Origin of the sequence: Alkalihalobacillus sp. MEB130, assembly GCF_032335535.1 — a bacterium.
Classification (GTDB): domain Bacteria; phylum Bacillota; class Bacilli; order Bacillales; family Bacillaceae_D; genus Halalkalibacter.
On the sequence record NZ_JAOANA010000024.1, the window covers coordinates 1 to 20,661 of the forward strand.

At 39.0% G+C, this 20,661-nt stretch carries 22 protein-coding genes, 1 tRNA gene and 2 rRNA genes; 21 read left to right on the forward strand and 4 right to left on the reverse strand.

Translation table 11 applies throughout. The annotated features are described in order from the left end of the window. Positions 1 to 11 precede the first annotated feature (11 nt). Positions 12 to 127: ribosomal RNA gene (gene rrf / locus N0O92_RS19445) — 5S ribosomal RNA — on the forward strand. Between the two features lie 601 nt (positions 128 to 728). Here the strand turns inward: rrf (N0O92_RS19445) and N0O92_RS19450 are convergent. Further along, on the reverse strand, positions 729 to 1,328 hold the full coding sequence (locus tag N0O92_RS19450; RefSeq protein ID WP_315616309.1) for a DedA family protein: 600 nt from the start codon (positions 1,326 to 1,328) through the stop codon (positions 729 to 731). A 190-nt stretch (positions 1,329 to 1,518) separates the two neighbouring features. Here N0O92_RS19450 and N0O92_RS19455 point away from each other — a divergent pair, with 190 nt between their 5' ends. From N0O92_RS19455 to N0O92_RS19515, 13 genes are all read left to right on the forward strand, one after another. Further along, positions 1,519 to 1,932 (forward strand): fluoride efflux transporter FluC, encoded by a 414-nt coding sequence (locus N0O92_RS19455; RefSeq protein ID WP_315616310.1) that lies wholly within the window; start codon positions 1,519 to 1,521, stop codon positions 1,930 to 1,932. Next, entirely contained in the window at positions 1,929 to 2,312 is a 384-nt protein-coding gene (crcB, locus tag N0O92_RS19460; protein ID WP_315616311.1) for a fluoride efflux transporter CrcB, read from the forward strand. The genes N0O92_RS19455 and crcB overlap by 4 nt, the downstream gene beginning before the upstream one ends. A 16-nt stretch (positions 2,313 to 2,328) precedes the next feature. Further along, complete coding sequence (locus tag N0O92_RS19465; protein WP_315616312.1) at positions 2,329 to 3,471, forward strand: trans-sulfuration enzyme family protein; 1,143 nt, start codon at positions 2,329 to 2,331, stop codon at positions 3,469 to 3,471. Between the two features lie 104 nt (positions 3,472 to 3,575). Then, a 5S ribosomal RNA gene (gene rrf, locus N0O92_RS19470) occupies positions 3,576 to 3,691 on the forward strand. Positions 3,692 to 3,798: 107 nt separating this feature from the next. Next, positions 3,799 to 3,872 (forward strand) — tRNA-Met (locus N0O92_RS19475). Positions 3,873 to 4,059: 187 nt separating this feature from the next. Continuing rightward, positions 4,060 to 5,052: a thiamine-phosphate kinase gene (gene thiL / locus N0O92_RS19480; protein WP_315616313.1), complete on the forward strand. Its 993-nt coding sequence runs from the start codon at positions 4,060 to 4,062 to the stop codon at positions 5,050 to 5,052. Positions 5,053 to 5,057: 5 nt separating this feature from the next. Next, positions 5,058 to 5,516: a tRNA (adenosine(37)-N6)-threonylcarbamoyltransferase complex ATPase subunit type 1 TsaE gene (gene tsaE / locus N0O92_RS19485; protein ID WP_315616314.1), complete on the forward strand. Its 459-nt coding sequence runs from the start codon at positions 5,058 to 5,060 to the stop codon at positions 5,514 to 5,516. Then, positions 5,509 to 6,222: a tRNA (adenosine(37)-N6)-threonylcarbamoyltransferase complex dimerization subunit type 1 TsaB gene (gene tsaB / locus N0O92_RS19490; protein WP_315616315.1), complete on the forward strand. Its 714-nt coding sequence runs from the start codon at positions 5,509 to 5,511 to the stop codon at positions 6,220 to 6,222. Before tsaE ends, tsaB begins: the two co-directional genes overlap by 8 nt. Next, positions 6,222 to 6,686 carry a ribosomal protein S18-alanine N-acetyltransferase gene (rimI, locus tag N0O92_RS19495; protein WP_315616368.1) on the forward strand — a complete coding sequence of 155 codons (465 nt, stop codon included), beginning with the start codon at positions 6,222 to 6,224 and terminating at the stop codon, positions 6,684 to 6,686. The genes tsaB and rimI overlap by 1 nt, the downstream gene beginning before the upstream one ends. After that, positions 6,679 to 7,695 (forward strand): tRNA (adenosine(37)-N6)-threonylcarbamoyltransferase complex transferase subunit TsaD, encoded by a 1,017-nt coding sequence (gene tsaD / locus N0O92_RS19500; RefSeq protein WP_315616369.1) that lies wholly within the window; start codon positions 6,679 to 6,681, stop codon positions 7,693 to 7,695. The genes rimI and tsaD overlap by 8 nt, the downstream gene beginning before the upstream one ends. Positions 7,696 to 8,059: 364 nt before the next feature. Continuing rightward, positions 8,060 to 10,243, forward strand: coding sequence for an MFS transporter (locus N0O92_RS19505; protein WP_315616316.1), 2,184 nt, complete (start codon positions 8,060 to 8,062; stop codon positions 10,241 to 10,243). After that, positions 10,197 to 10,595, forward strand: a complete 399-nt coding sequence (locus tag N0O92_RS19510; RefSeq protein ID WP_315616317.1) for a hypothetical protein — start codon at positions 10,197 to 10,199, stop codon at positions 10,593 to 10,595. Before N0O92_RS19505 ends, N0O92_RS19510 begins: the two co-directional genes overlap by 47 nt. A 151-nt stretch (positions 10,596 to 10,746) precedes the next feature. Beyond that, on the forward strand, positions 10,747 to 11,637 hold the full coding sequence (locus tag N0O92_RS19515) for a ComEC/Rec2 family competence protein (RefSeq protein WP_315616318.1): 891 nt from the start codon (positions 10,747 to 10,749) through the stop codon (positions 11,635 to 11,637). A 65-nt stretch (positions 11,638 to 11,702) separates the two neighbouring features. On the opposite strand, the gene N0O92_RS19520 is transcribed toward N0O92_RS19515, so the two are convergent. Continuing rightward, complete coding sequence (locus N0O92_RS19520) at positions 11,703 to 13,652, reverse strand: ABC-F family ATP-binding cassette domain-containing protein (RefSeq protein WP_315616319.1); 1,950 nt, start codon at positions 13,650 to 13,652, stop codon at positions 11,703 to 11,705. Between the two features lie 623 nt (positions 13,653 to 14,275). Here N0O92_RS19520 and N0O92_RS19525 point away from each other — a divergent pair. The 6 genes from N0O92_RS19525 (at position 14,276) to N0O92_RS19550 (ending at position 18,879) form a co-directional block, all read left to right on the forward strand. Further along, the gene (locus tag N0O92_RS19525) at positions 14,276 to 14,911 is read left to right on the forward strand and encodes a redox-sensing transcriptional repressor Rex (RefSeq protein ID WP_315616320.1); all 636 of its coding nucleotides are present in this window, start codon (positions 14,276 to 14,278) and stop codon (positions 14,909 to 14,911) included. 89 nt (positions 14,912 to 15,000) lie between these two features. After that, positions 15,001 to 15,183 (forward strand): twin-arginine translocase TatA/TatE family subunit, encoded by a 183-nt coding sequence (locus tag N0O92_RS19530; RefSeq protein ID WP_315616321.1) that lies wholly within the window; start codon positions 15,001 to 15,003, stop codon positions 15,181 to 15,183. A gap of 17 nt (positions 15,184 to 15,200) precedes the next feature. Then, positions 15,201 to 15,953 carry a twin-arginine translocase subunit TatC gene (tatC, locus tag N0O92_RS19535; RefSeq protein WP_315616322.1) on the forward strand — a complete coding sequence of 251 codons (753 nt, stop codon included), beginning with the start codon at positions 15,201 to 15,203 and terminating at the stop codon, positions 15,951 to 15,953. A gap of 238 nt (positions 15,954 to 16,191) precedes the next feature. After that, the gene (locus tag N0O92_RS19540) at positions 16,192 to 16,722 is read left to right on the forward strand and encodes a DoxX family protein (protein WP_315616323.1); all 531 of its coding nucleotides are present in this window, start codon (positions 16,192 to 16,194) and stop codon (positions 16,720 to 16,722) included. 53 nt (positions 16,723 to 16,775) lie between these two features. Then, positions 16,776 to 17,312, forward strand: coding sequence for a DoxX family membrane protein (locus N0O92_RS19545; protein WP_315616324.1), 537 nt, complete (start codon positions 16,776 to 16,778; stop codon positions 17,310 to 17,312). 154 nt (positions 17,313 to 17,466) lie between these two features. Next, the gene (locus N0O92_RS19550) at positions 17,467 to 18,879 is read left to right on the forward strand and encodes an MDR family MFS transporter (RefSeq protein WP_315616325.1); all 1,413 of its coding nucleotides are present in this window, start codon (positions 17,467 to 17,469) and stop codon (positions 18,877 to 18,879) included. 107 nt (positions 18,880 to 18,986) lie between these two features. Here the strand turns inward: N0O92_RS19550 and N0O92_RS19555 are convergent, their stop codons facing one another. Both N0O92_RS19555 and N0O92_RS19560 read right to left on the reverse strand, forming a co-directional pair. After that, positions 18,987 to 19,205 carry a YdiK family protein gene (locus tag N0O92_RS19555; RefSeq protein WP_315616326.1) on the reverse strand — a complete coding sequence of 73 codons (219 nt, stop codon included), beginning with the start codon at positions 19,203 to 19,205 and terminating at the stop codon, positions 18,987 to 18,989. Continuing rightward, entirely contained in the window at positions 19,202 to 19,924 is a 723-nt protein-coding gene (locus tag N0O92_RS19560) for a CPBP family intramembrane glutamic endopeptidase (protein WP_315616327.1), read from the reverse strand. The genes N0O92_RS19555 and N0O92_RS19560 overlap by 4 nt, the downstream gene beginning before the upstream one ends. A 409-nt stretch (positions 19,925 to 20,333) precedes the next feature. On the opposite strand from N0O92_RS19560, the gene groES reads away from it, so the two are divergent. After that, entirely contained in the window at positions 20,334 to 20,618 is a 285-nt protein-coding gene (gene groES, locus N0O92_RS19565) for a co-chaperone GroES (RefSeq protein WP_315616328.1), read from the forward strand. Positions 20,619 to 20,661: the final 43 nt, after the last annotated feature.

A 20,661-nucleotide genomic window follows, 5' to 3' on the forward strand; every position in this document is an offset into this window, starting at 1 on the left:
CAATTCTATAGTCTGGTGGCGATAGCGAAGAGGTCACACCCGTTCCCATGCCGAACACGGTCGTTAAGCTCTTCAGCGCCGATGGTAGTTGGGGGCTTCCCCCTGTGAGAGTAGGACGTTGCCAGGCCGATAAAAGACAATCCAATGGATTGTCTTTTTTTGTGCGCATAAACATATTCCTCAAGGCGCTGAAGAGCTTTTGGTTCGAAGAACCAACGTCTTCCATGACTGAGCCGATGGTTACATCATGAATAAACTTCTTGGAATACATCGTGTCCCCCTGTGAGACGAACCCTTTCTCTTCGTAACACGACGTGGGACACTTCCAAGAAATTACTTCATGGTTAATCATCCCCGTAGAAGAGAAATGGCGAGCCAGGACGTTGCCAGGCGGGCACGCACGCTCCGCACAAAATCAGAAGGTTTTACTCTACTTAATCTACTCCTATAGAATTGTTATCTAAGCGGACTGTCGTTCCTTTATTTTAATAAGAATAGTAGATTTGACGTTCTAAGCGGACTGACATTCCTCTATTTAGAGTAAAATCATTGTATAAGCACCTTATGAAGGTAAATAAGGTCAACTGTGTCCTTATCTAGCCTTAAATAGTCGTATTTTTATAAATAAGAACCCTGGTGTCCGCTTTACTGGATTTGTAAACAACAGATTAAGATATAACTCCATAAAAAGAAAAAGTGTAAAAACACTCCAGTCATGGTGAGTGCTTCTACACTTTTTTCCCTTTTCGTCTAAAAAAGAAGAAGATCGCAGCAAGAGCTATTAGGCCTGAAACTGTAAAATATATGAGAAACTTATACGTTTCAAATGATTGTTTAATAAAATACCACCGAATCCCTAATTCATATCCAGATAAAACAAAGAAAAGCACCCAGAAAAAAGCACCGATATAGGAGTAAATCATAAAAATTTTAAAATTTAAACGAGATATTCCTGCTAAATATCCAATGATATGCCTTATACCAGGAATGAAATAACCAATTAAAAGAAGCCAAGATCCACGCTTGGAAAACAGTTGTTGTGCTTTAGAAATTCGTGTGTGCGATAATCTAAATTTAGGACCATATTTCAAAAGAAAAGGAAGTCCTAATTTTGCCCCTAATAAATAACTAATCGTGATTCCGATAATAGAACCAAGGTAAGAACTAATTAAGGCGGTTAGGAGATCCACTCTACCAAGATAGGCATAATAGCCAATTGATAGGAGTAAAACCTCATCTGGCACAGGTAGTCCAATAATTCCACCAACCAGTGCAATAAAAATTCCAAAATACCCATATTCAAAGATTAAGTACTTTAATACTTCCATAGAATCTTCCTATCTTAATAGAGGCTATGTTTATTATACCGAATTTTTCAGAAGGAAACGAGATGAGATATAATCGACGATCGAAAAGGCAGTATTTCGCTTAAGACGTTACCGTTTTATATGAGATTCTTGCTCCAAATCGTTGAGTGCGATAAAATCAAACTATTCACACGAATGAAGGAGCGTCACTTTGAAACAAACGATGATGAAAAATATAGGGGCCATTGCCATCGGTGCGGCAATTGGGACAAGCTTCCGATATTACTTTAATCTTTATACGTTAGCAACGGGCTATCCAATCGGAACATTGGTCGAAAATTTAGGAGGTAGCCTTCTTCTAGGTTTTTTAACAGGTTGGTTTGTGATTAAGGTTCCACGTGAATGGGTAAAGGCTGGTCTGGGTGTTGGGTTATGTGGTGGCTTTACTACGATGTCTACTCTTGCCAGTGATAGTGTCTTTTTGTTCCTTGAACACACGTGGTGGTTGAGCGCTTTGTATGTGCTATTATCCGTTTTTGGAGGAATAGGTTGTGCATTGGTTGGATATATAATGGGAAATAGAGTAGGAGAACGAAAAGCAAAGCAGGAGGTGGAGAAAGGATGAATCTACTGCTTGTCGGCATTGGAGGTGCGGTAGGTGCTATTAGCCGCTACTTGCTAGGGTTGGTGATTATGAGAAGATATCCGTCGCCACCTTTTCCTATTGCAATGCTGATCGTAAACATACTAGGTTCACTTGGATTAGGGACCTTTTATGGAAGTTATTACGGGGCGATTCCGCTTGGGGCCTATGATGAGCCCTTATTCTTATTGATGGCTATTGGCTTTTTTGGAGCATTTACGACTTTTTCCACTTTTAGCACCGAAACCGTTCAACTCTATCAAAAAAAAGAATGGCTGCCGTTGATTTATTACATAACATTCTCGATTATTGGATCGATTGTCATGTTCGTTATTGGTTTTACTATTATGAAGGAAGCATAAGTTAGGGGATGGAAAGATGAGAGAAACGAATTTCAATACAAAGACAGTACATTTTCAAGCGAAAGAGCCTGCTAGAAATGCGAGTAAAGCAAAACCAATCTATCAAACATCTGCGTTTGTTTTTACAGATTTAGACGATATGGAAAGTTTCTATGAAGGAGAAAAAGAATATCTATACTCTAGGTACAGCAATCCTAATACCGATGACCTTGGTAAAGGTGTTGCCCTTCTTGAGGAAGCAGACGACGGTGTGGCTACGTCATCAGGGATGTCGGCCATTTTAGCTGGAGTGTTAGCCGTTGCCAATCCTGGGGACCATGTTTTAGCATCTGATGATTTATATGGTGGGACGTATCAAATGTTTGCTCAAGAATTACCTAACTTTGGAATAGAAGTCAGTTTTGTTTCCTATCAAGATCTTCATGTTGTAAAAGAAGCCATTACTGATAAAACTGTTTTACTTTATACAGAGTCGGTGACAAACCCTTTACTTAGAGTGGAGCGTTTGGAAGAAGTGATCGCTTTAGCAAAAGAAAAAGGGTTAAAAACAATGATTGATAACACGTTTGCAACGCCTTATTTACTGCAACCAGCGACTCTAGGTGCGGACCTGGTTGTCCACAGCGCAACGAAATATATTGGTGGACATAGTGATGTAACAGCAGGCGTACTAGTTGGGGAGCAAACGTTGATTGATAAAGCGAAGGGGAAAGTGATCAATCTTGGTTGTAATTTGAGTCCTTTTGAGGCGTGGCTAGCTTGTCGTGGTTTGAAAACGTTAAGTGTAAGAATGGAGAGACAAAGCCATAACGCGAGAATGCTTGCTGAAGCATTAGAAGCCCATGAAGGAGTCGCTCGTGTATTTTATCCGAAGTTCGTTTCTGAGAAAGGAAACGGGGCGATGGTCAGTGTCGATCTAGCTGATGATGTGAATGTGGAAGAATTTTTCCGTTCGCTAGGATGGGTAAAAATTGCTCCAACCTTAGCAGGTGTCGAAACTACAGTTTCCTATCCGCTACGTACTTCCCACCGTACGATTCCTGACAAACTAAGAAAAGAACTTGGAATTGGAGCCCAATTGGTTCGAATCTCAGTCGGTATTGAAGACGAGAAGGACATTATTGGAGCTTTCACACAAGCTATAGAAAAAGCAAAGTAATAAAGGACGGGGCACAATTAAATTTTGTGCTCCACTTTTTTTTGAAGAACCCTTGCATTGGGTTAAGAAAGATGTTATTATAGATCTTGTGTCAGAGAAAATAGTCTGGTGGCGATAGCGAAGAGGTCACACCCGTTCCCATGCCGAACACGGTCGTTAAGCTCTTCAGCGCCGATGGTAGTTGGGGGCTTCCCCCTGTGAGAGTAGGACGTTGCCAGGCTAAATTTCTTTGTATAAAAGAAGTTAATGTTGGTTATAGTAAATAAAGTAATAACAACATCAAATTAACTTTCTACGATTAAGCATCGTCTGATAACTCTATAACGACGCGGGGTGGAGCAGCCTGGTAGCTCGTCGGGCTCATAACCCGAAGGTCGGCGGTTCAAATCCGTCCCCCGCAATACCAAGAAAAAGCCGAAACGAAAATGTTTCGGCTTTTTCTTTTGAATTTTAATCTGAAAATTAACTTCTTTCTAGATAATGGGCAATTACTCTAAAATCGGATACACTAGTAAAGACAGTCCTTAGGTATGATGATTTCCTAAGGTTTTTGCAGATATATGATTCAGATCGAGAGGGTCGGTTAAAATGGAAGATGAGTTTGCGTTTATTTCTAAAATTACTCCTGAAAAGACATATCAAAAATCGCTTATTCGTGGAGTGGGTGATGATGCAGCTGTTTACTCTGGTTCCGATGAACTGGAACAAGTGATCTGTGTTGATACGATGGTCGAAGGAGTTCATTTTCGTCGTGATACCCTAACCCCGTTTCAAATTGGAAAAAAGGGGTTAGCGATTAATGTCAGTGACCTTGCTGCAATGGGAGCAATCCCAACCTATTACCTCGTTTCCATTGCGGTTCCTTCTTCTTGGACTGAACAAGAGTTAACCGAAATTTACCGGGGGATGAAAGAGCTAGCAGATATATATCAGATGGACTTAATTGGTGGTGATACCGTTTCTACTCATGATAAGCTCGTCTTGACTGTAACAGCAATTGGCAGCATAGAACGTGGAAGAGCAATCTATCGTGATCAGGCAAAGCCAGGTGATCAAGTGTTTGTAACAGGCTATGTTGGTGGATCGGCTGCGGGTTTAGAGCTGTTGTTTGAAAAGGGGGTAGATGGGATATTTACGGAGCAAGAGCAACTTCTTGTTACATCACATCAGGAACCTTTGCCCCATGTTGAGGCAGGAAGAATTTTTTCTAAAGTTGATAAACGAATCTCATTAAATGATGTTAGCGATGGGGTGGCAAGTGAAGCTCATGAATTAGCAGAAGCTAGCAAGAATCGCTTTGTAATTGAAGCTGAGAAACTCCCTATACCTCAAGCGATGAATACATACTCGAGGCAAAAACAGCTTGAATTTGCTCTATTTGGTGGAGAAGATTTCGTGTTAATTGGAACGGTCCCAAAAGAGGATGTTGCTGATTTGGCGTCCCTTTTTAATAAGAAAGATCTGCGATTTTCGGTAATTGGGTTTGTCGAAGAAGGTGAACCTGGTGTATTTTTAAAAGAAGACCAACAAGTAAAAAAGCTAGAAAAGCACGGATACAATCATTTTCAAAAGCGTGGGTGAAGACAGTGGAAGAGTGGAATCTCATAACCGAATCCCCTGAAGAAACGATGGAGTTAGCCAATAAACTAGGTCAGATTGTGAAACCTGGTGATGTTATTACTCTTGAAGGAGATCTTGGAGCTGGAAAAACAAGTTTTACAAAGGGATTTGCGAAAGGGCTGGGTGTGAAACGTGTTGTTAATAGCCCGACCTTTACGATTATAAAAGAATATATGGGGAGAATTCCTCTTTATCATATGGATGTATACCGTATGGAAGATGAAATGGAAGACCTCGGATTAGAAGAGTATTTCTATGGTGAAGGGGTAACGGTCATTGAATGGCCAAGCATGATCACAAATCAGTTACCAGAGGATCGGCTCGCTATTTCATTGTTTCATTTAGGAGAAACAAGCAGAAAGATTACCGTTCAAACGACTGGAAAACGATCTGTTGAGTTATGTAAGGAGTTGCGATATGAGTAAAACATTGGCTATTGATACATCATCGTTTGTAATGGGAATAGCAGTTACAGATGGAGATCAAACACTAGGGGAAGTAACAACGAATATTAAAAAAAACCATTCGATTAGGCTAATGCCGGCGATCGATGACTTAATGAAAGAAGTCAGTGTAAAGCCAAAGGAACTAGAACGAATCATTGTCGCAAATGGCCCTGGTTCCTATACAGGAGTCCGAATTGGTGTGACAACAGCTAAAACAATGGCTTGGTCATTAGGTATACCTATTATTGGTGTGTCGAGCCTCGAGGTACTTGCTCAAACCGGTCGCTTTTTCCGCGGCATTATTTCACCTATTATGGATGCTAGGCGTGGACAAGTGTACACAGGGCAATATCAAGCGGTAGGTTCAGATGTGCAAAGGATTGAAAAGGACCGTTTAATTATGTTAGAAGATTGGCTAGCTTACTTAGTAGAACAAAATCAACCTGTTTTATTTATTGGTCAGGATACCTTGATTCATGAAACACTAATTCGTGATCGACTTGGTGAAAATGCTCATTTTGCATCAGGATCGATGTCTTTGCCTCGACCAGCTGAATTAGCTAGGTTAGGACAGAAGTCGTCTGTAAGTGAGCTATCAGTCCATTCTTTTGTTCCTGATTATTTGCAGCTTGCAGAAGCAGAAGCAGTTTGGCAAAAGGCTCAGAAGGAAAAGGGTTGTGAATGATGATTGAACAAGAAAAGGAAACGGTTCGTTTTATGACGGTGGATGACTTAGATGTTGTACTAGAAGTAGAGCGAGATTCTTTTACGACGCCGTGGGACCCATCTATTTTTCTTAACGAATTGACTACAAATCAGTTTGCTAACTATCTTGTTTACGAAGTGAATGGTGACATAATTGGCTACTGTGGATTGTGGATTGTGATGGATGAGGCGCAAGTAACAAACGTTGCTATACGTTCGACGTATCGGGGTCAAGGGCACGGAGAACGACTTCTACGTTATGTGATCTCATTTTTAAAACAGATGGGTGTATTGAAACTTTCTTTAGAAGTACGTGTATCCAATTATGTTGCTCAAAATTTATATCGGAAAATAGGCTTTGTTGAAGGTGGAATACGTAAAAATTATTATGCTGATAACTTAGAAGATGCTTTAGTAATGTGGGTGAAACTTGATGATGAGTAAGAAGGAATTGATTTTAGCGATAGAGACAAGCTGTGACGAGACGTCAGCTGCGGTGATTGAAAATGGTTCAACCATTGTTAGTAACGTTGTCTCTTCTCAGATTGAAAGTCATAAACGATTTGGTGGCGTCGTTCCGGAAGTAGCTTCTAGACACCATGTTGAACAAATTACTGTCATTATAGAACAAGCGATGAAAGAGGCTAATGTAACGTTTGAAGACCTAAGTGCTGTTGCGGTAACAGAAGGACCCGGTCTTGTAGGAGCGTTGTTAATTGGTGTGAACGCAGCGAAAGCTATTGCTTTTGCACATGGATTGCCATTAATCGGAGTTCATCATATCGCAGGGCATATTTATGCCAATCAACTAGTGAAACCTATTTCATTTCCTCTGTTATCCTTAGTTGTTTCAGGAGGTCATACAGAACTCGTTTATATGAAAGAAGACGGTCATTTTGAGATTATTGGTGAAACTAGAGATGATGCGGTCGGTGAGGCGTATGACAAAGTGGCAAGAACACTTGGATTGCCTTATCCGGGAGGTCCTCATATTGATCGACTAGCTGCAGAGGGAAAGGTTACAATTGATTTTCCACGATCATGGTTAGAACCTGATTCGTTTGATTTTAGTTTTAGTGGATTAAAATCATCCGTTATTAACAAGTTACACAATGTAAAACAGCGTGGGGAAGAAGTCAAAATAGAAGATGTGGCAGCAAGTTTTCAAGCTAGTATTATTGATGTTCTTGTTGGCAAAACGAAGCGTGCTGTGGAAAAGTATGAAGTGAAACAATTGCTGTTAGCTGGCGGAGTAGCTGCTAACAAAGGTTTACGGAGTGCTTTAGAGAAGGAATTTGTTGATACGGCTGTGGATGTAAGAATTCCACCGTTATCGCTTTGTACAGATAATGCAGCTATGATTGGGGCTGCAGCAAGTGTAAAATGGAAAAAACAGAAATTTGCGTCATATGAGTTAAATGGAAATCCAGGCCTTGATTTAGAACATCAGTAATATGTTTAAAACCACTTATTGGAGCAAATGCTAACGATAGGTGGTTTTTTTGGTTTCTTTGATGGATCTTGTTGAATTTTGATTGCTTATCAGGAAGAATCGTTATAAATTTACAGTTTTTTTGTCGGAAAACGTAAAATTGTTGTTAACAAATTTTATCCACAATGTTGTTAACAATGTGGGTAAAGCAGAAATTCGTAGAGAGAACGCGAGTGAAAATTGTTATTAACTTTAATGTGGATAACTCAGTGGATAATGTGAATAATTACATAAACCCTTATAATATCAGTGTTTTAGCTGTGAATAAGTGTGTGGATAGTGTGGATATGTCAGAAAAATTTGCCAAAAAGGTATGAGAGCCATGATGAAAAAGCTTACATTACTTATCTTGATGTTTTTCCTAATGCCATATCAACTAATTAGCTTTGCAGAAGTAGGAGAACAGACGAAAAAAGTAGTGATGGTATTAGTTCCTGGATTGTCAATAGAAGAAGCTAAGTGGCTTATCCACAATTCAAACGAACGTACCTTCTGGGAAAAAGCAGCGTTCGGAGCGATGAATGTTAGACCAGATGGGCCTTATTCCTACTTAAATAACATGGTCACGATGGGGGCAGGAGCAAAGGCGGTCGGCGTACAAGGGTGGAATGGTTATGAAGTAGAAGAAGAAGTGAATGGGTTTGCAGCAAATGAATGGGCTGAACAATTAACAGGAGTGAAACAAACAGAAGGGTTGGTTCATCCCGATTTTCATCGCTTAAATATAAAAAATGAACAAGGAACTCATCGTGGAGTAGTTGGGGACTTTGGTGAATTATTAAAACGATCAGGGGTAGAGCGCAACATATACGGGCATAGTGATACATTAGAAGAAAAAGTTCGTTATGGTTCATTGTTAGCACTCGATCAAAACGGTGCTGTGGATGGGGAAATACTTTCATCTGTAAAGAGTAAGCCAGGTTCTCCCTATGGAGTGGAAATGGATCGTGATCGCCTTATTCACAATCTATCAACAAATGGGGAAAACGCGAAACAGTTTTTGGTGATAGAGTGGGGAGATTTGTACCGATTATATGATCAAATGTACTTTATGGAGGAATCTCATTTTAATAAGGAGAGAAAGAGGCAGCTTCATAGGTTATCAACATTTTTATCACAAGCACAAACGGAGGTAGATGATTTGTGGATGATATCCCCCATGATGCACAAAGCTGCCTACGATGCTAAACAACAGTTAGCTCCGGTATTTTATTGGGGGCAAAACGAAGGAGGATTCCTTAGTTCTAATACAACTAGGCAAGACTATTTAATAAGTAGCATTGATATCATTCCTACGGTACTTAAATCCTTTCAGATAGAGAGTGAGTTATTCTCCGGAAATGAAATTGTTTCATTACATGAAGGAATTGTGGATAAAACATCTGCTTTTGAAGCAATCGATGAAATCGTCTTAATTTACAAAAGTCGTGCGAGTGTTTTGTCCATCTATATTACTTGTTTAGTCGTAGCTCTTATTGGTGCGGCAATCTATGGATCGTTTGGTACAAAGAAACGAAAAACATGGCGTTATATAACGAGATTGATTTTACTGTCAGCTCTTTGGTCACCATTTTGGTTTTTAGCTTTATCGGGCATCGTCAAAACGATTGGGGTTAGTGGATTTGTTCTTGCCTTAATTGGGAGCTCTTTGTTATGTGGATATGTTGTGGAGAAGGGAAGCGAAAAACCGATTTTCTGGATTGGTGTTAGTACGTTTTTATTAATTACGTTAGACATTGTCTTAGGTACGTCCTTAATGCAACGGTCCTATTTAGGATATGATCCAATCATTGGAGCTAGATATTATGGGATAGGCAATGAATTTGCAGGAGTATATGTCATATCGGCTATTATGACAATTAGTCCACTAGTTAATATAAAAACGAAGAAGGTAACGATTTTACTATTCTTGGCGATGTTTCTAACAGTTATCGTCATGCTCGGGAAGAACACGTTAGGAACCAATGCAGGAGCTACGCTGTCTGCAGGCGTTGCCTTTTCCTTTTTTCTGTATCGAATGTTTACGAAAAAATGGTCTTGGCGCTTTTTGTTCATCGTTTTTGGAATTTCAATCAGTACGTTATTTGTTTTTCTCTATATGCTACAATTAACAGGAGAACAGACGCATATTGGTATGGCATTTGAACGGTTAGTAAATGGGGATATCCGTTATATTACAGATACGATTCAACGAAAAATGTCGATGAATTTGAAGATTTTCCGTCATTCAAATTGGACGCAGTTGTTTGTAACAAGTTATTTGTTAGGTGCTATTATCTTGTGGAGAAAACGACTGCAACTAGATGGTCAAGAAAAACAGTTGTTTTTACAGACCGGTGTGGTCGCATCGTTTGCTTTGTTGTTGTTAAATGATTCTGGTGTTGTTGCAGCTGCTACCTCGATGTTCTGTGTTGTATCTGCCCATTATTATTGGTTGTCTGTAAGCAAGGAGGAGAACAATTTTGCAGTTGGAAAAACGATTAATTCTAGCCAGGCGGTTGAGGATTAGTGTTCTTATCGTAATCGCAATCGCGTTGGCTATGGATTATTTTCCTGAATTAACAGGGGGATTATTTGGGCGGACAAGCGTTTTTATTATTCTTGGTTTATGCTTTGTCCTAGCTGTTGTTGCTGAAATATTGCTCCCAAGGAAAGATAATCAAAAAGTAAATGTTCCTTTATTTGAGCATGATTTATTTTTTATTTTCTATGTTGTTGCCATAATAGGATTATACACCGTTTTAGGAGGGTACTCTCAAATCGGTCTGAACTTCAATCACCCGGTTCTTTGGGTCTTTGTTGTATATGCTCTTATTAAATGGAATCTAGATCGAAAGCATGCCAAAAAGGAAAAAGAGTAATTCGGTGTTTGTCTAAAGTAGGAGCTCATGCTAAAGGGTTGTGGCGAAAGGGGTTGACTTTTGCTACGACCCTTTTTTTCGTTTTTAAATAAATGTTTGATTAATGGAGAAAGATGATAAAAAGAGGCAAAGAAGGTAGGAGTGATCAATAATGGTTTCCTTCTTTAGAATTTTACTTATAGGGATCTTGTTACTGGTTGGGGGATTGGTCTGTACTGGTTCGACTTTTGCTACGATGAATGAGGGTGAGTTAGAAATTAGGTATTTTCATTTAGAAGCAGATAAGAAATCGGGAGACGCAATTTTCTTAAAAAGTCCTGATGGCAAGACCATGCTTATAGATTCAGGAAGCTTACGAACAGGAAAGCAATTGGTTACTAAATTGCAAACCCTCGGAATAAGTTCTGTTGATTATGCTGTTGCAACCCACCCTCATCATGATCATATTGGGGGCTTTGTAAACGTAATGGAAACGGTGAGTATTGGTCACTTGTTACTACCAAAACTAACCCATTCCACGAAAGCATACGCTGCTTTTGTGAAAAGAGTGAAAGAAAAGGATATCGGTGTTTCGTATATACGAGAAGGCGATCGTTTTAATTTAGGGAATGATGTTGAAATTGAAGTGTTGCATCCATCTGAAAATGAAGTCACCAAGAGTGTCAAAGAAGAGGAATTGTCCACAACGGATATCAATAACTTGTCTGTCGTATTAAAGGTGACCTACAACGATAACACGTTTTTGTTTACTAGTGATATTTATAAAGATCAGGAAAAGCAGTTGATGAAGAAACATCAATTAAGCGCCGATGTTTTACATGCTCCTCATCATGGGGGAGGAACATCTTCCTCATCCGATTTCATTGAAGCCGTCGATCCGACCTACACGATCATCAGTACAAATAAGTTACCTAGAAAAAGTATTGTCAGTAGGTACGTAAGAAAAGGCAGTAAGGTGTATGCTACAAGCGTAAATGGCTCCATTCTTCTTCAATCCAATGGAAAAACGATCAAAGTAGTAACAGAAAAAAAGCAAGATTAAAATAGGGGTCAGACCCCCCTGTAATGCGTTGCATTACTAAAGGGGGGTCTGACCCCATTACTGGTTTACTCTTGAAGTTCTTCCCATTCTTCCATGAGGGATTCGATTTTTTCTTTTGCTTTATCGATTTCCGATTGGATGGTTTGGGCCTTTTCATGATCTGAATAAATAGCTGGATCACAAAGGTCTTCTTCTTTTTGGGCTAGCGTTGTTTCGAGTGAATCAATTTGACTTTCAATCTCTTCAATTCTTCGTTGCCGTTGACGCTCTGCTTTTTTGTTTTCTTTATCTTGTTCGTAGGAACGTTTGTCTGGTTGCGCCGTAGCTATAGAACCACCAGATGCGGTGTTACTCCGAACAGCTGCGTTCTCTTGTTGATTTAGCAATTCACGTTGTTCCATTTCGTCTTTCTTCTCAACGTAATAATCGTAATCACCAAGATAGTTGGTGATTCTTCCGTCCTCAAGTTCGGCCATTCTCGTTGCAATGCGGTTGAGAAAATAGCGGTCATGAGAGACGAATAACAATGTACCTGGATAATCAATTAGAGCATTCTCAAGGATTTCTTTTGCATCTAAATCTAAGTGATTCGTAGGCTCATCGAGGATGAGAAGGTTGGCTTTTTTCATCATTAGTTTAGCAAGAGCAAGTCTTGCTTTTTCTCCACCGCTTAACGTAGACACTGGTTTTAAGACATCATCACCGCTAAATAGAAAATTTCCAAGCACGGTTCGAATTTCTTTTTCAGGTAAAAGAGCATGTTCATCCCAAAGCTCGTGTAAAACTAGTTTATTCGATTTTAAGTTGGCTTGTTCTTGGTCATAGTAACCAATGGTCACATTGCTTCCAAATCGGATCACTCCATTTTGAAGAGGGATATCTTTCATCAGAGCTTTTAATAGTGTGGACTTACCAGCTCCATTTGGACCAATAAGGGCCACGCTTTCCTCACGGTCAATTTCGAGATTCAAGTCCTGAAAAATCACATCTTCTCCATAAGCGACATGAAGGTCAGAAGCACGGATCACCTCTTTTCCACTTTGACGCTCAATTGTAAAAGCGAAAGAAGCGGATTTCTCAGATCCAGCAGGACGATCGAGTAAGGTCATTCGGTCTAATTGTTTTCTTCTACTTTGCGCCCTCTTCGTTGTCGATGCTCTTGCAATATTTCGTTGGATAAAGTCTTCTAGTTTTGCTACTTCGTCTTGCTGCTTCTCATATTGCTTTAACTCTAATTCGTATCGCTTTGCTTTTTCATCAAGATAAGCACTATAGTTACCTGTAAATTTCGTTGATTTTGTTCGAGAGATTTCAACAACTGTCGTGACGATTTTATCTAAGAAGTAACGGTCGTGCGAAACAATTAAGATAGCACCCTTATAACCAACCAAGTATTGCTCAAGCCACGTAAGGGTCGCGATATCTAAGTGGTTGGTTGGCTCATCGAGAATAAGAAGATCAGGCTTTGTTAACAATAATTTTGCTAATGCTAATCTTGTTTTTTGCCCTCCGCTTAAGGTTGAAATCTTTGTTCCATAATCAAAATCACCAAAATTCATTCCAGCTAATACACCACGAATATCAGCTTCATATTGATAGCCGCCTTGATCTTTAAAGGTAATTTGAAGCTGATCATATTCTTTTAAAAGTTTGGAATAACGATTTTCGTCTTCAAGCAAACGTTGATCGGACATTTGTAATTCTAAATCGCGAATTTGTTTTTCCATTTTTTGAAGAGGAGCAAATACCGTTAGCATCTCTTCCCATATCGACAGTTCCGATTCCAGCCCTGTGTTTTGAGCGAGATAGCCAAGCTCTGTGCCTTTTGGCATCATCACTTGTCCACTATCATATGAAAGTTGACCAGCGATAATTTTAAGCAACGTTGATTTGCCAGCTCCATTACGACCAACAAGAGCCACGCGTTCTCCGGTTTGAATATCTAACTTGATATTTGTTAAGATTGGATCGATACCAAAGGATTTCGATATATTTATACATTGTAAAATAATCATAGATTTCATTCCTAACTCATAAGATCATTTCTTTTAAGAGATACCATAAAAAAGAAAACCGCTTTTTTACATATAAAAAGTGCTAACAAACTGGCAATGGCTCCACGCGCCGTACGCCTTTTGAGAAGATCGCTCAAAAAGCTAAACCCATAACGGCGTTCTGCTCATTGCTTAAGAGGTATCCTAAAAAGGAAAACCGCTTTTTACTTGAAAAGAGCGAACAAACTGGCAATGGCTCCGCGCGCCGTACGCTTTTTAAGAAGATCGCTTAAAAAGCTAAACCCATAACGGCGTTCTGCTCATTGCTTAAGAGGTATCCTAAAAAGGAAAACCGCTTTTTACTTAAAAAGTGCGAACAAAGTGGCAATGGCTCCACACGCCGTACGCTTTTTGAGAAGATCACTCAAAAAGCTAAACCCACAACGGCGGCTCCGCTCATTGCTTAAGAGGTACTACAAAAAAAGAAAACCGCTTTTTTGTAGTACCTCTTAAGTGTATCGTAGAATAGATCTTTCAACAACTTCATGAACAGAGGGGTAAAACGATTACAAACTCTGTGAAATGGTGTACAATAACCATAGTCTTGAATTGCCAACTTGACGATGGTAGGAGGGAGGCAATGGATGAAAGTAGATCAAACGAAGATTCCGCAGGCAACAGCAAAAAGGTTGCCGCTTTATTATCGATTTTTGGAGAATTTGTCTGCTTCGGGAAAGCAACGTGTATCGTCAACAGAATTGAGTGAAGCAGTGAAAGTAGATTCTGCTACGATCAGACGTGATTTTTCTTATTTTGGAGCACTTGGGAAAAAAGGGTATGGGTATAATGTAAATTACTTGCTGTCTTTTTTCCGGAAAACACTTGATCAGGATGAGCAGACGAAAGTTGCTCTAGTTGGAGTCGGTAATTTAGGAACTGCTTTTTTACATTACAATTTTTCGAAAAATAATAACACAAGAATTGTAAAAGCTTTTGATGTTGCTGAAGAAAAAATTGGGGAAGAGGTAGGCGGGGTGACCGTTTATCATTTAGATGATTTTGAAAAAATCATTGACCCAGACGTAACAGTTGCCATTCTAACCGTTCCACAAGTGGCTGCACAAAAGATAGCAGATCAGTTGGTAGCTAACGGTATTAAAGGAATTTTAAATTTTACGCCGGCTCGACTTGATGTTCCTGAACATGTTCGTGTGCATCATATTGATTTATCAGTTGAGTTACAGGCGCTTGTTTATTTTCTGAAACATTATCCAGGATAAGTTTGAAATGATTGGTAACTGTAATGGAAGTCATTGCGAACTATATAATCACACTCTATAATTAGAAATAGGACAAGGAGGTGCTACCTATGGGTGGATTAGGAGCAGGCAGCATTGCGCTTATTGCGATTGTTGCTTTACTAATTTTTGGTCCAAAGAAGTTACCAGAGTTAGGAAAAGCTGCTGGGAATACATTACGTGAATTTAAAAACGCGACAAAAGGCTTAGCAGATGAAGATGATAACAAGAAAAAAGAAAACGATAAAGCCTAAGTAGGAAGGGTTTATAAATGGAACAAAGAGACATGTCGGTAATGGACCACATTGTAGAACTAAGACGAAGAATTATTATCACGTTAATCTTCTTCATTGTGGCACTCATTGCCGGCTTCTTTTTAGCTACACCACTAATCACATACTTACAAAGTACACCGACAGCTCAAGATTTGCCGATGAATGCATTTAAGATGACAGATCCCATTCGGGTGTTCATGACATTTGCTTTTGCTAGTGCACTTATTCTTACATTTCCCGTTATTCTCTATCAGTTATGGGCGTTTGTAAGTCCGGGCCTGCATGAAAAGGAGCAAAAAGCCACATTAGCTTATATTCCATTTGCTTTTATCTTGTTTCTAGTAGGTATTTCTTTTTCCTATTTCATTCTATTTCCTTTTATTATTCAATTTATGGGGAACTTATCAGAACGTTTAGGAATAACAGAGCAGTATGGCATAAATGAGTACTTTTCTTTTCTATTTCAAATTACGATCCCTTTTGGTTTATTGTTTCAACTGCCAGTTGTGGTCATGTTTTTCACTAGATTAGGAATGCTCACCCCGAGTTTCTTAGCTCAAGTACGTAAATTTGCTTATTTTATTTTGTTAGTAATAGCGGGTTTTATTACGCCGCCGGAAATTATGTCTCATTTAATGGTGACCCTCCCGTTATTATTGCTCTATGAATTTAGCATTTGGGTTTCTTATTTGACTTATCGCAAAGTACAAAGGTTAGAAAAAGAAAGAGAAAAAGAGTTAAAAGAGTGATGTGCGTCACAGCATTCACTCTTTTTTTACGTGAAATATGTGAAAAGATGAACAAACTTTGACAAAGAATGTAATAAGGTAGCAAAAAGGTGTACAGTGTTCTATACTATGAGTGTAGAGGTTGTGAAAAACTTCACATAAAAATGTGAATAGATGAGCAAGGCATTAAATACCGAATATGAAACTTCACATTGTTATGTGAGTTAAAAAAATAACTTACCTTAAAGGAGGATTTACAATGATTGGACAATTCTTTAGAGAGAACAAGTACATGGCAGGAATTTGGGTAGTATTACGAGTGTATCTAGGGTGGTCATGGTTAACTGCAGGATGGGGCAAAGTAACTGGTGATTTTAACGCAGGTGGATATTTACAAGGTTCCGTTGCCAATCCGGTCATGAGTGGTGAGGCGCTAATGTATCCGAACTACGTATCATTTTTAGAGAATATAGCGATTCCGTACGCAGATACTTTTAGCTTTGTAGTAGCGTGGGGAGAAGTGCTAGTAGGGTTAGGACTTATTTTAGGAGTATTTACTTCAGCAGCAGCCTTCTTCGGAGTTGTTATGAATATGTCATTCCTATTTGCTGGAACGATCTCTACTAACCCATGGATGATTATGATTTCAATGTTTATCATAGCAGCAGGAGCAAATGCTGGACGTTACGGTGGAGACAGATGGGTATTGCCTTACTTGAAAAGCGTTGTATTTAAAGGAAAGAATAGTGAAAAAGAGTTTAAGGGAGCCAATTTAAAAGAAGCAATCTAACTTTATGTTTAAATGTGAAATATTGAACAAACTAATTATTAGGGGGAATTAACATGATTGGACAATTTTTAAGAGAAAACAAATATGCAGCAGGAATATGGTTATTCTTACGGTTATATCTAGGTTGGACTTGGTTAACGTTAGGATGGGGAAAGGTAACTGGTGGTTTTCATGCAGGAGGTTACTTACAAGGATCTGCAGCGAATCCGGTTATGAGTGGGGAAGCAGTTTTGTATCCAAATTATGTAGCATTTTTAGAAAATGTAGCGATTCCGAACGCAGATGCGTTCAGCGTCATGGTAGCGTGGGGAGAGTTATTAGTAGGGCTAGGACTTATTTTAGGAGTATTTACTTCAGCGGCAGCTTTCTTCGGAGTAGTAATGAATATGTCATTCCTATTCGCTGGAACGATCTCTACTAACCCATGGATGATTATGATTTCAATGTTTATCATAGCAGCGGGAGCAAATGCCGGACGTTACGGTGGAGACAGATGGGTATTGCCTTACTTGAAAAGCGTTGTATTCAAAAACAAAAACAATAAAAAAGGTTTCGGTGCAACTGAACAAAATTTAAGTGAAGCAGTGTAAATAAAAATAAAGAGGTAGACTCTATGATGGAGTTTGCCTCTTTTTTGTTGGGATGTGCTACTTAGATAGGGTGAGCATAGGAAGTGTATCTCCCTTTAACATATGGTATGATACCCCTATTGATATTTCGACAGACGAAATGGTGTGAAAGTAGATGAATGTGCCCGGAAAATGGATGGTAGTTGTGGCGGTTTTATTAGGGTCATTTACGATGATCTTAAATAATAGTATGTTAAATCCAGCAGTGCCACAGCTTATGGAAGTGTTTCAAAAGGATGCAGTTGCAACAGGATGGGTTATCACGATTTTTATGGTAACGATGGGAATGACGGTTCCAGTTACAGGGTATTTGGGCGATCGTTTTGGAAAGAAACGATTATTTATTATGGGATTAGCTATTTTTGTCGCGGGCTCATTCCTTGGAGCATTTTCTTGGGATTTAAGCTCGTTAATTTTCTTTCGAGGGCTTCAAGGGATTGGAGGCGGAATTATGATGCCCCTATCTATGGCCCTTATTTTTGAAGCATTTCCTCGAAATGAACGGGGCTTAGCAACAGGGGTCTGGGGAATATCAGCGATGATGGCGCCAACTATTGGTCCGACATTTGGTGGTTTTTTACTAGAAACATTAAACTGGACATACTTATTTCTTGTAAATGTACCAGTAGGACTAGTTGGCTTATGGTTTGCTATCCGCTACTTGCCAAGTACCCAAGCGAATAAAAAGATTACATTTGATCTTTATGGATTTCTGACGATTACCTTTGGTGTTGGATCTATCTTGTATGCATTAGGAAGGATGTCAGAAGTGGCTCATTTAACCAATCCCATTAATCTTACATTAGTTGGAGTTGGAATGGTTCTTTTATATGTATTTGTCCAAATTGAACGGAAAGTGGAGCAACCGTTATTAGATTTGTCGTTATTTCGTGTACATGCTTATACGTGCAGTATGATTATTGCAAGTATGACGTCAGTTGCGTTATTTGCGGGTTTGTTTTTAATTCCATTGTTAATTCAACAAGTGTACGGTTTCGGACCTATTATGACTGGTTTGGTGTTCTTGCCCTCAGCGCTTTTAACAGGGATCTTCATGAGCATAGGTGGGCGAATTCTTGATCGAAAAGGTCCAACAGGTGTCATTTCAACAGGGCTAATCGTTGTGACCATTGGGACGATCCCTCTTGGGTTTCTCAGCATTGACACTTCGTTAGTATTGATCTTTTTTTGGATGGCTGTTCGTGGGATCGGCATGGGGCTAAGTAGTATGCCATCAACAACGACGGGGATGAATGCTATACCAAGTCACTTGATTTCTAGAGGATCAGCGATGAACAATGTTATTAGGCAAATGAGTTCAGCGTTAGGAATTGTTTTTGTCTCCATTTATTATGAGGTGAGAAGAGGGCAATTAACGGCTTCATTGGGCTCTTTAGAAGAAGCAAGCTTACAAGCCATTAATGAGGGATTCATCGTTGTTGCAGTCGCTACAGCTATCGTCATTCCAGTTGCCTTTATTTTAGAAAAAGCAGCACGAAAAGAAGAGCATGTAATAGAGAATGGATGATGTTTTGGAAAGAGGGCTAATGATTAGCCCTCTTTTCTATATTGAAATAAAATAAAAAGCCTTCTATAAGAGACACTCTCATAGAAGGCGCAAATGCGATATAAGTGTTAATCTTTTTTCTTTTTATTTTGGTTTTGAAGCTGTTTAATTACCTTCCGTAAACGGTAAAAGCGATAGGCAATCATAAAATCAATCGCTGCAAACGAAACAATTAAATAGCTCCAAAAGTTCCAACCAGAGGTGTTTACATTTTGAATGGCAAAAAAGATTAGTAAGACACCGATCGAAAAATAGAGGAGCGCCATTGTAATAGGTGATGCTCTCATAGTAATCCTCCAATGATGAATGATGTTTGTTCAAGTTGTTCAAGTTGCTCCATCCAATCTTCAAGCTGGTCAGCTAACAAAACATTTACAATAGAAACAAAAAGGTTTATGGCAACATGGGCGATAATGGGTACGAGAATTCGCTTTGTTTTTACATATAAATATGCAAAGACAAGACCCATTGCCGTGTATACAAGTAAATGAGTAAAATCCATATGGACGGCAGCGAATATGATGGAACTTAAAATACCGGCAATCCAAAAATTGAATCTTTTATAAAGAGCACCAAAAATAACTAAACGAAAGACAATCTCTTCTAGGATCGGACCAATCACAGATATAACGATGATAAAAGCAGGAAATGCTTTAGCAAATTCGACAATCGTTTCTGTGTTTTCTGAGCCAGGTTCGATACCGAGTAGAAACATTTCAATTAGTGCTGCTGCATACTGAGCGGCAAACACCATAAACACTCCAATGATTGACCAACGGACTGCCTCTCCCCTTGATGAACGTCCTTCAATTTCATGTCTTGTCTTCATTTCAGGAATGAGTAGCAAAATAATAATAAGTAACCCTACGGAAAAACTGAACATGCTCCAAACACCAGGGATACGGTCCAATGATACGCCTAATTCCCTGAGGAGAAGAACACCTGGAACAGCAGAGAACTGCATTAATGTGTATGTAATTAGAATCCACCAATAGCGTTTATTCAATGTGTTATTCCCCTTTGTCAAAAAGTCTCAAAATGCATCTTTATATATTAACATAAGCTTTACAAAAAAGCTGAAGGAAAGCCTTGTACCGAAATCGAATATATTGTGAATAGAAAAGTATCACAAGGAAATGATAATGAAGGTTTGTGAACGAAAAAACAGACAGTCTTTTACTACGTTATGTAAATGAAAGAACGATTATGTGCTTGTCTTTACATTAGAGCTGTTATACATAATAAAAGAAGGGGCAAGACAAGCCATGAAAACGCATAACAATTAGCGAAAAATTTTTTTATAAAATACTTGCAAATATACCCAAATATGCTTATTATAATAATTGTGTTAGCACTCAACGTTAACGAGTGCTAATAATAAAAATTTTCAAAGGTCTTGAAGGAGGGTGTTTTCCTTGTTAAAGCCATTAGGTGATCGTGTTGTCATTGAATTAGTTGAGTCAGAGGAAAAAACTGCAAGTGGGATTGTGTTACCAGATTCTGCAAAGGAAAAGCCTCAAGAAGGAAAAGTAGTTGCTGTTGGTACTGGTCGTGTAACTGAAAACGGTGAGCGCGTTGCTCTTGAAGTGAGTGAAGGAGACGCTATTATCTATTCAAAGTATGCGGGTACTGAAGTGAAATATGAAGGAAAAGAATACTTAATTTTACGCGAAAGCGACATTCTAGCAATTATCGGCTAATAAAAAAAGAGAGCTTAGTCTCTACATAATTATAAAAAAACCT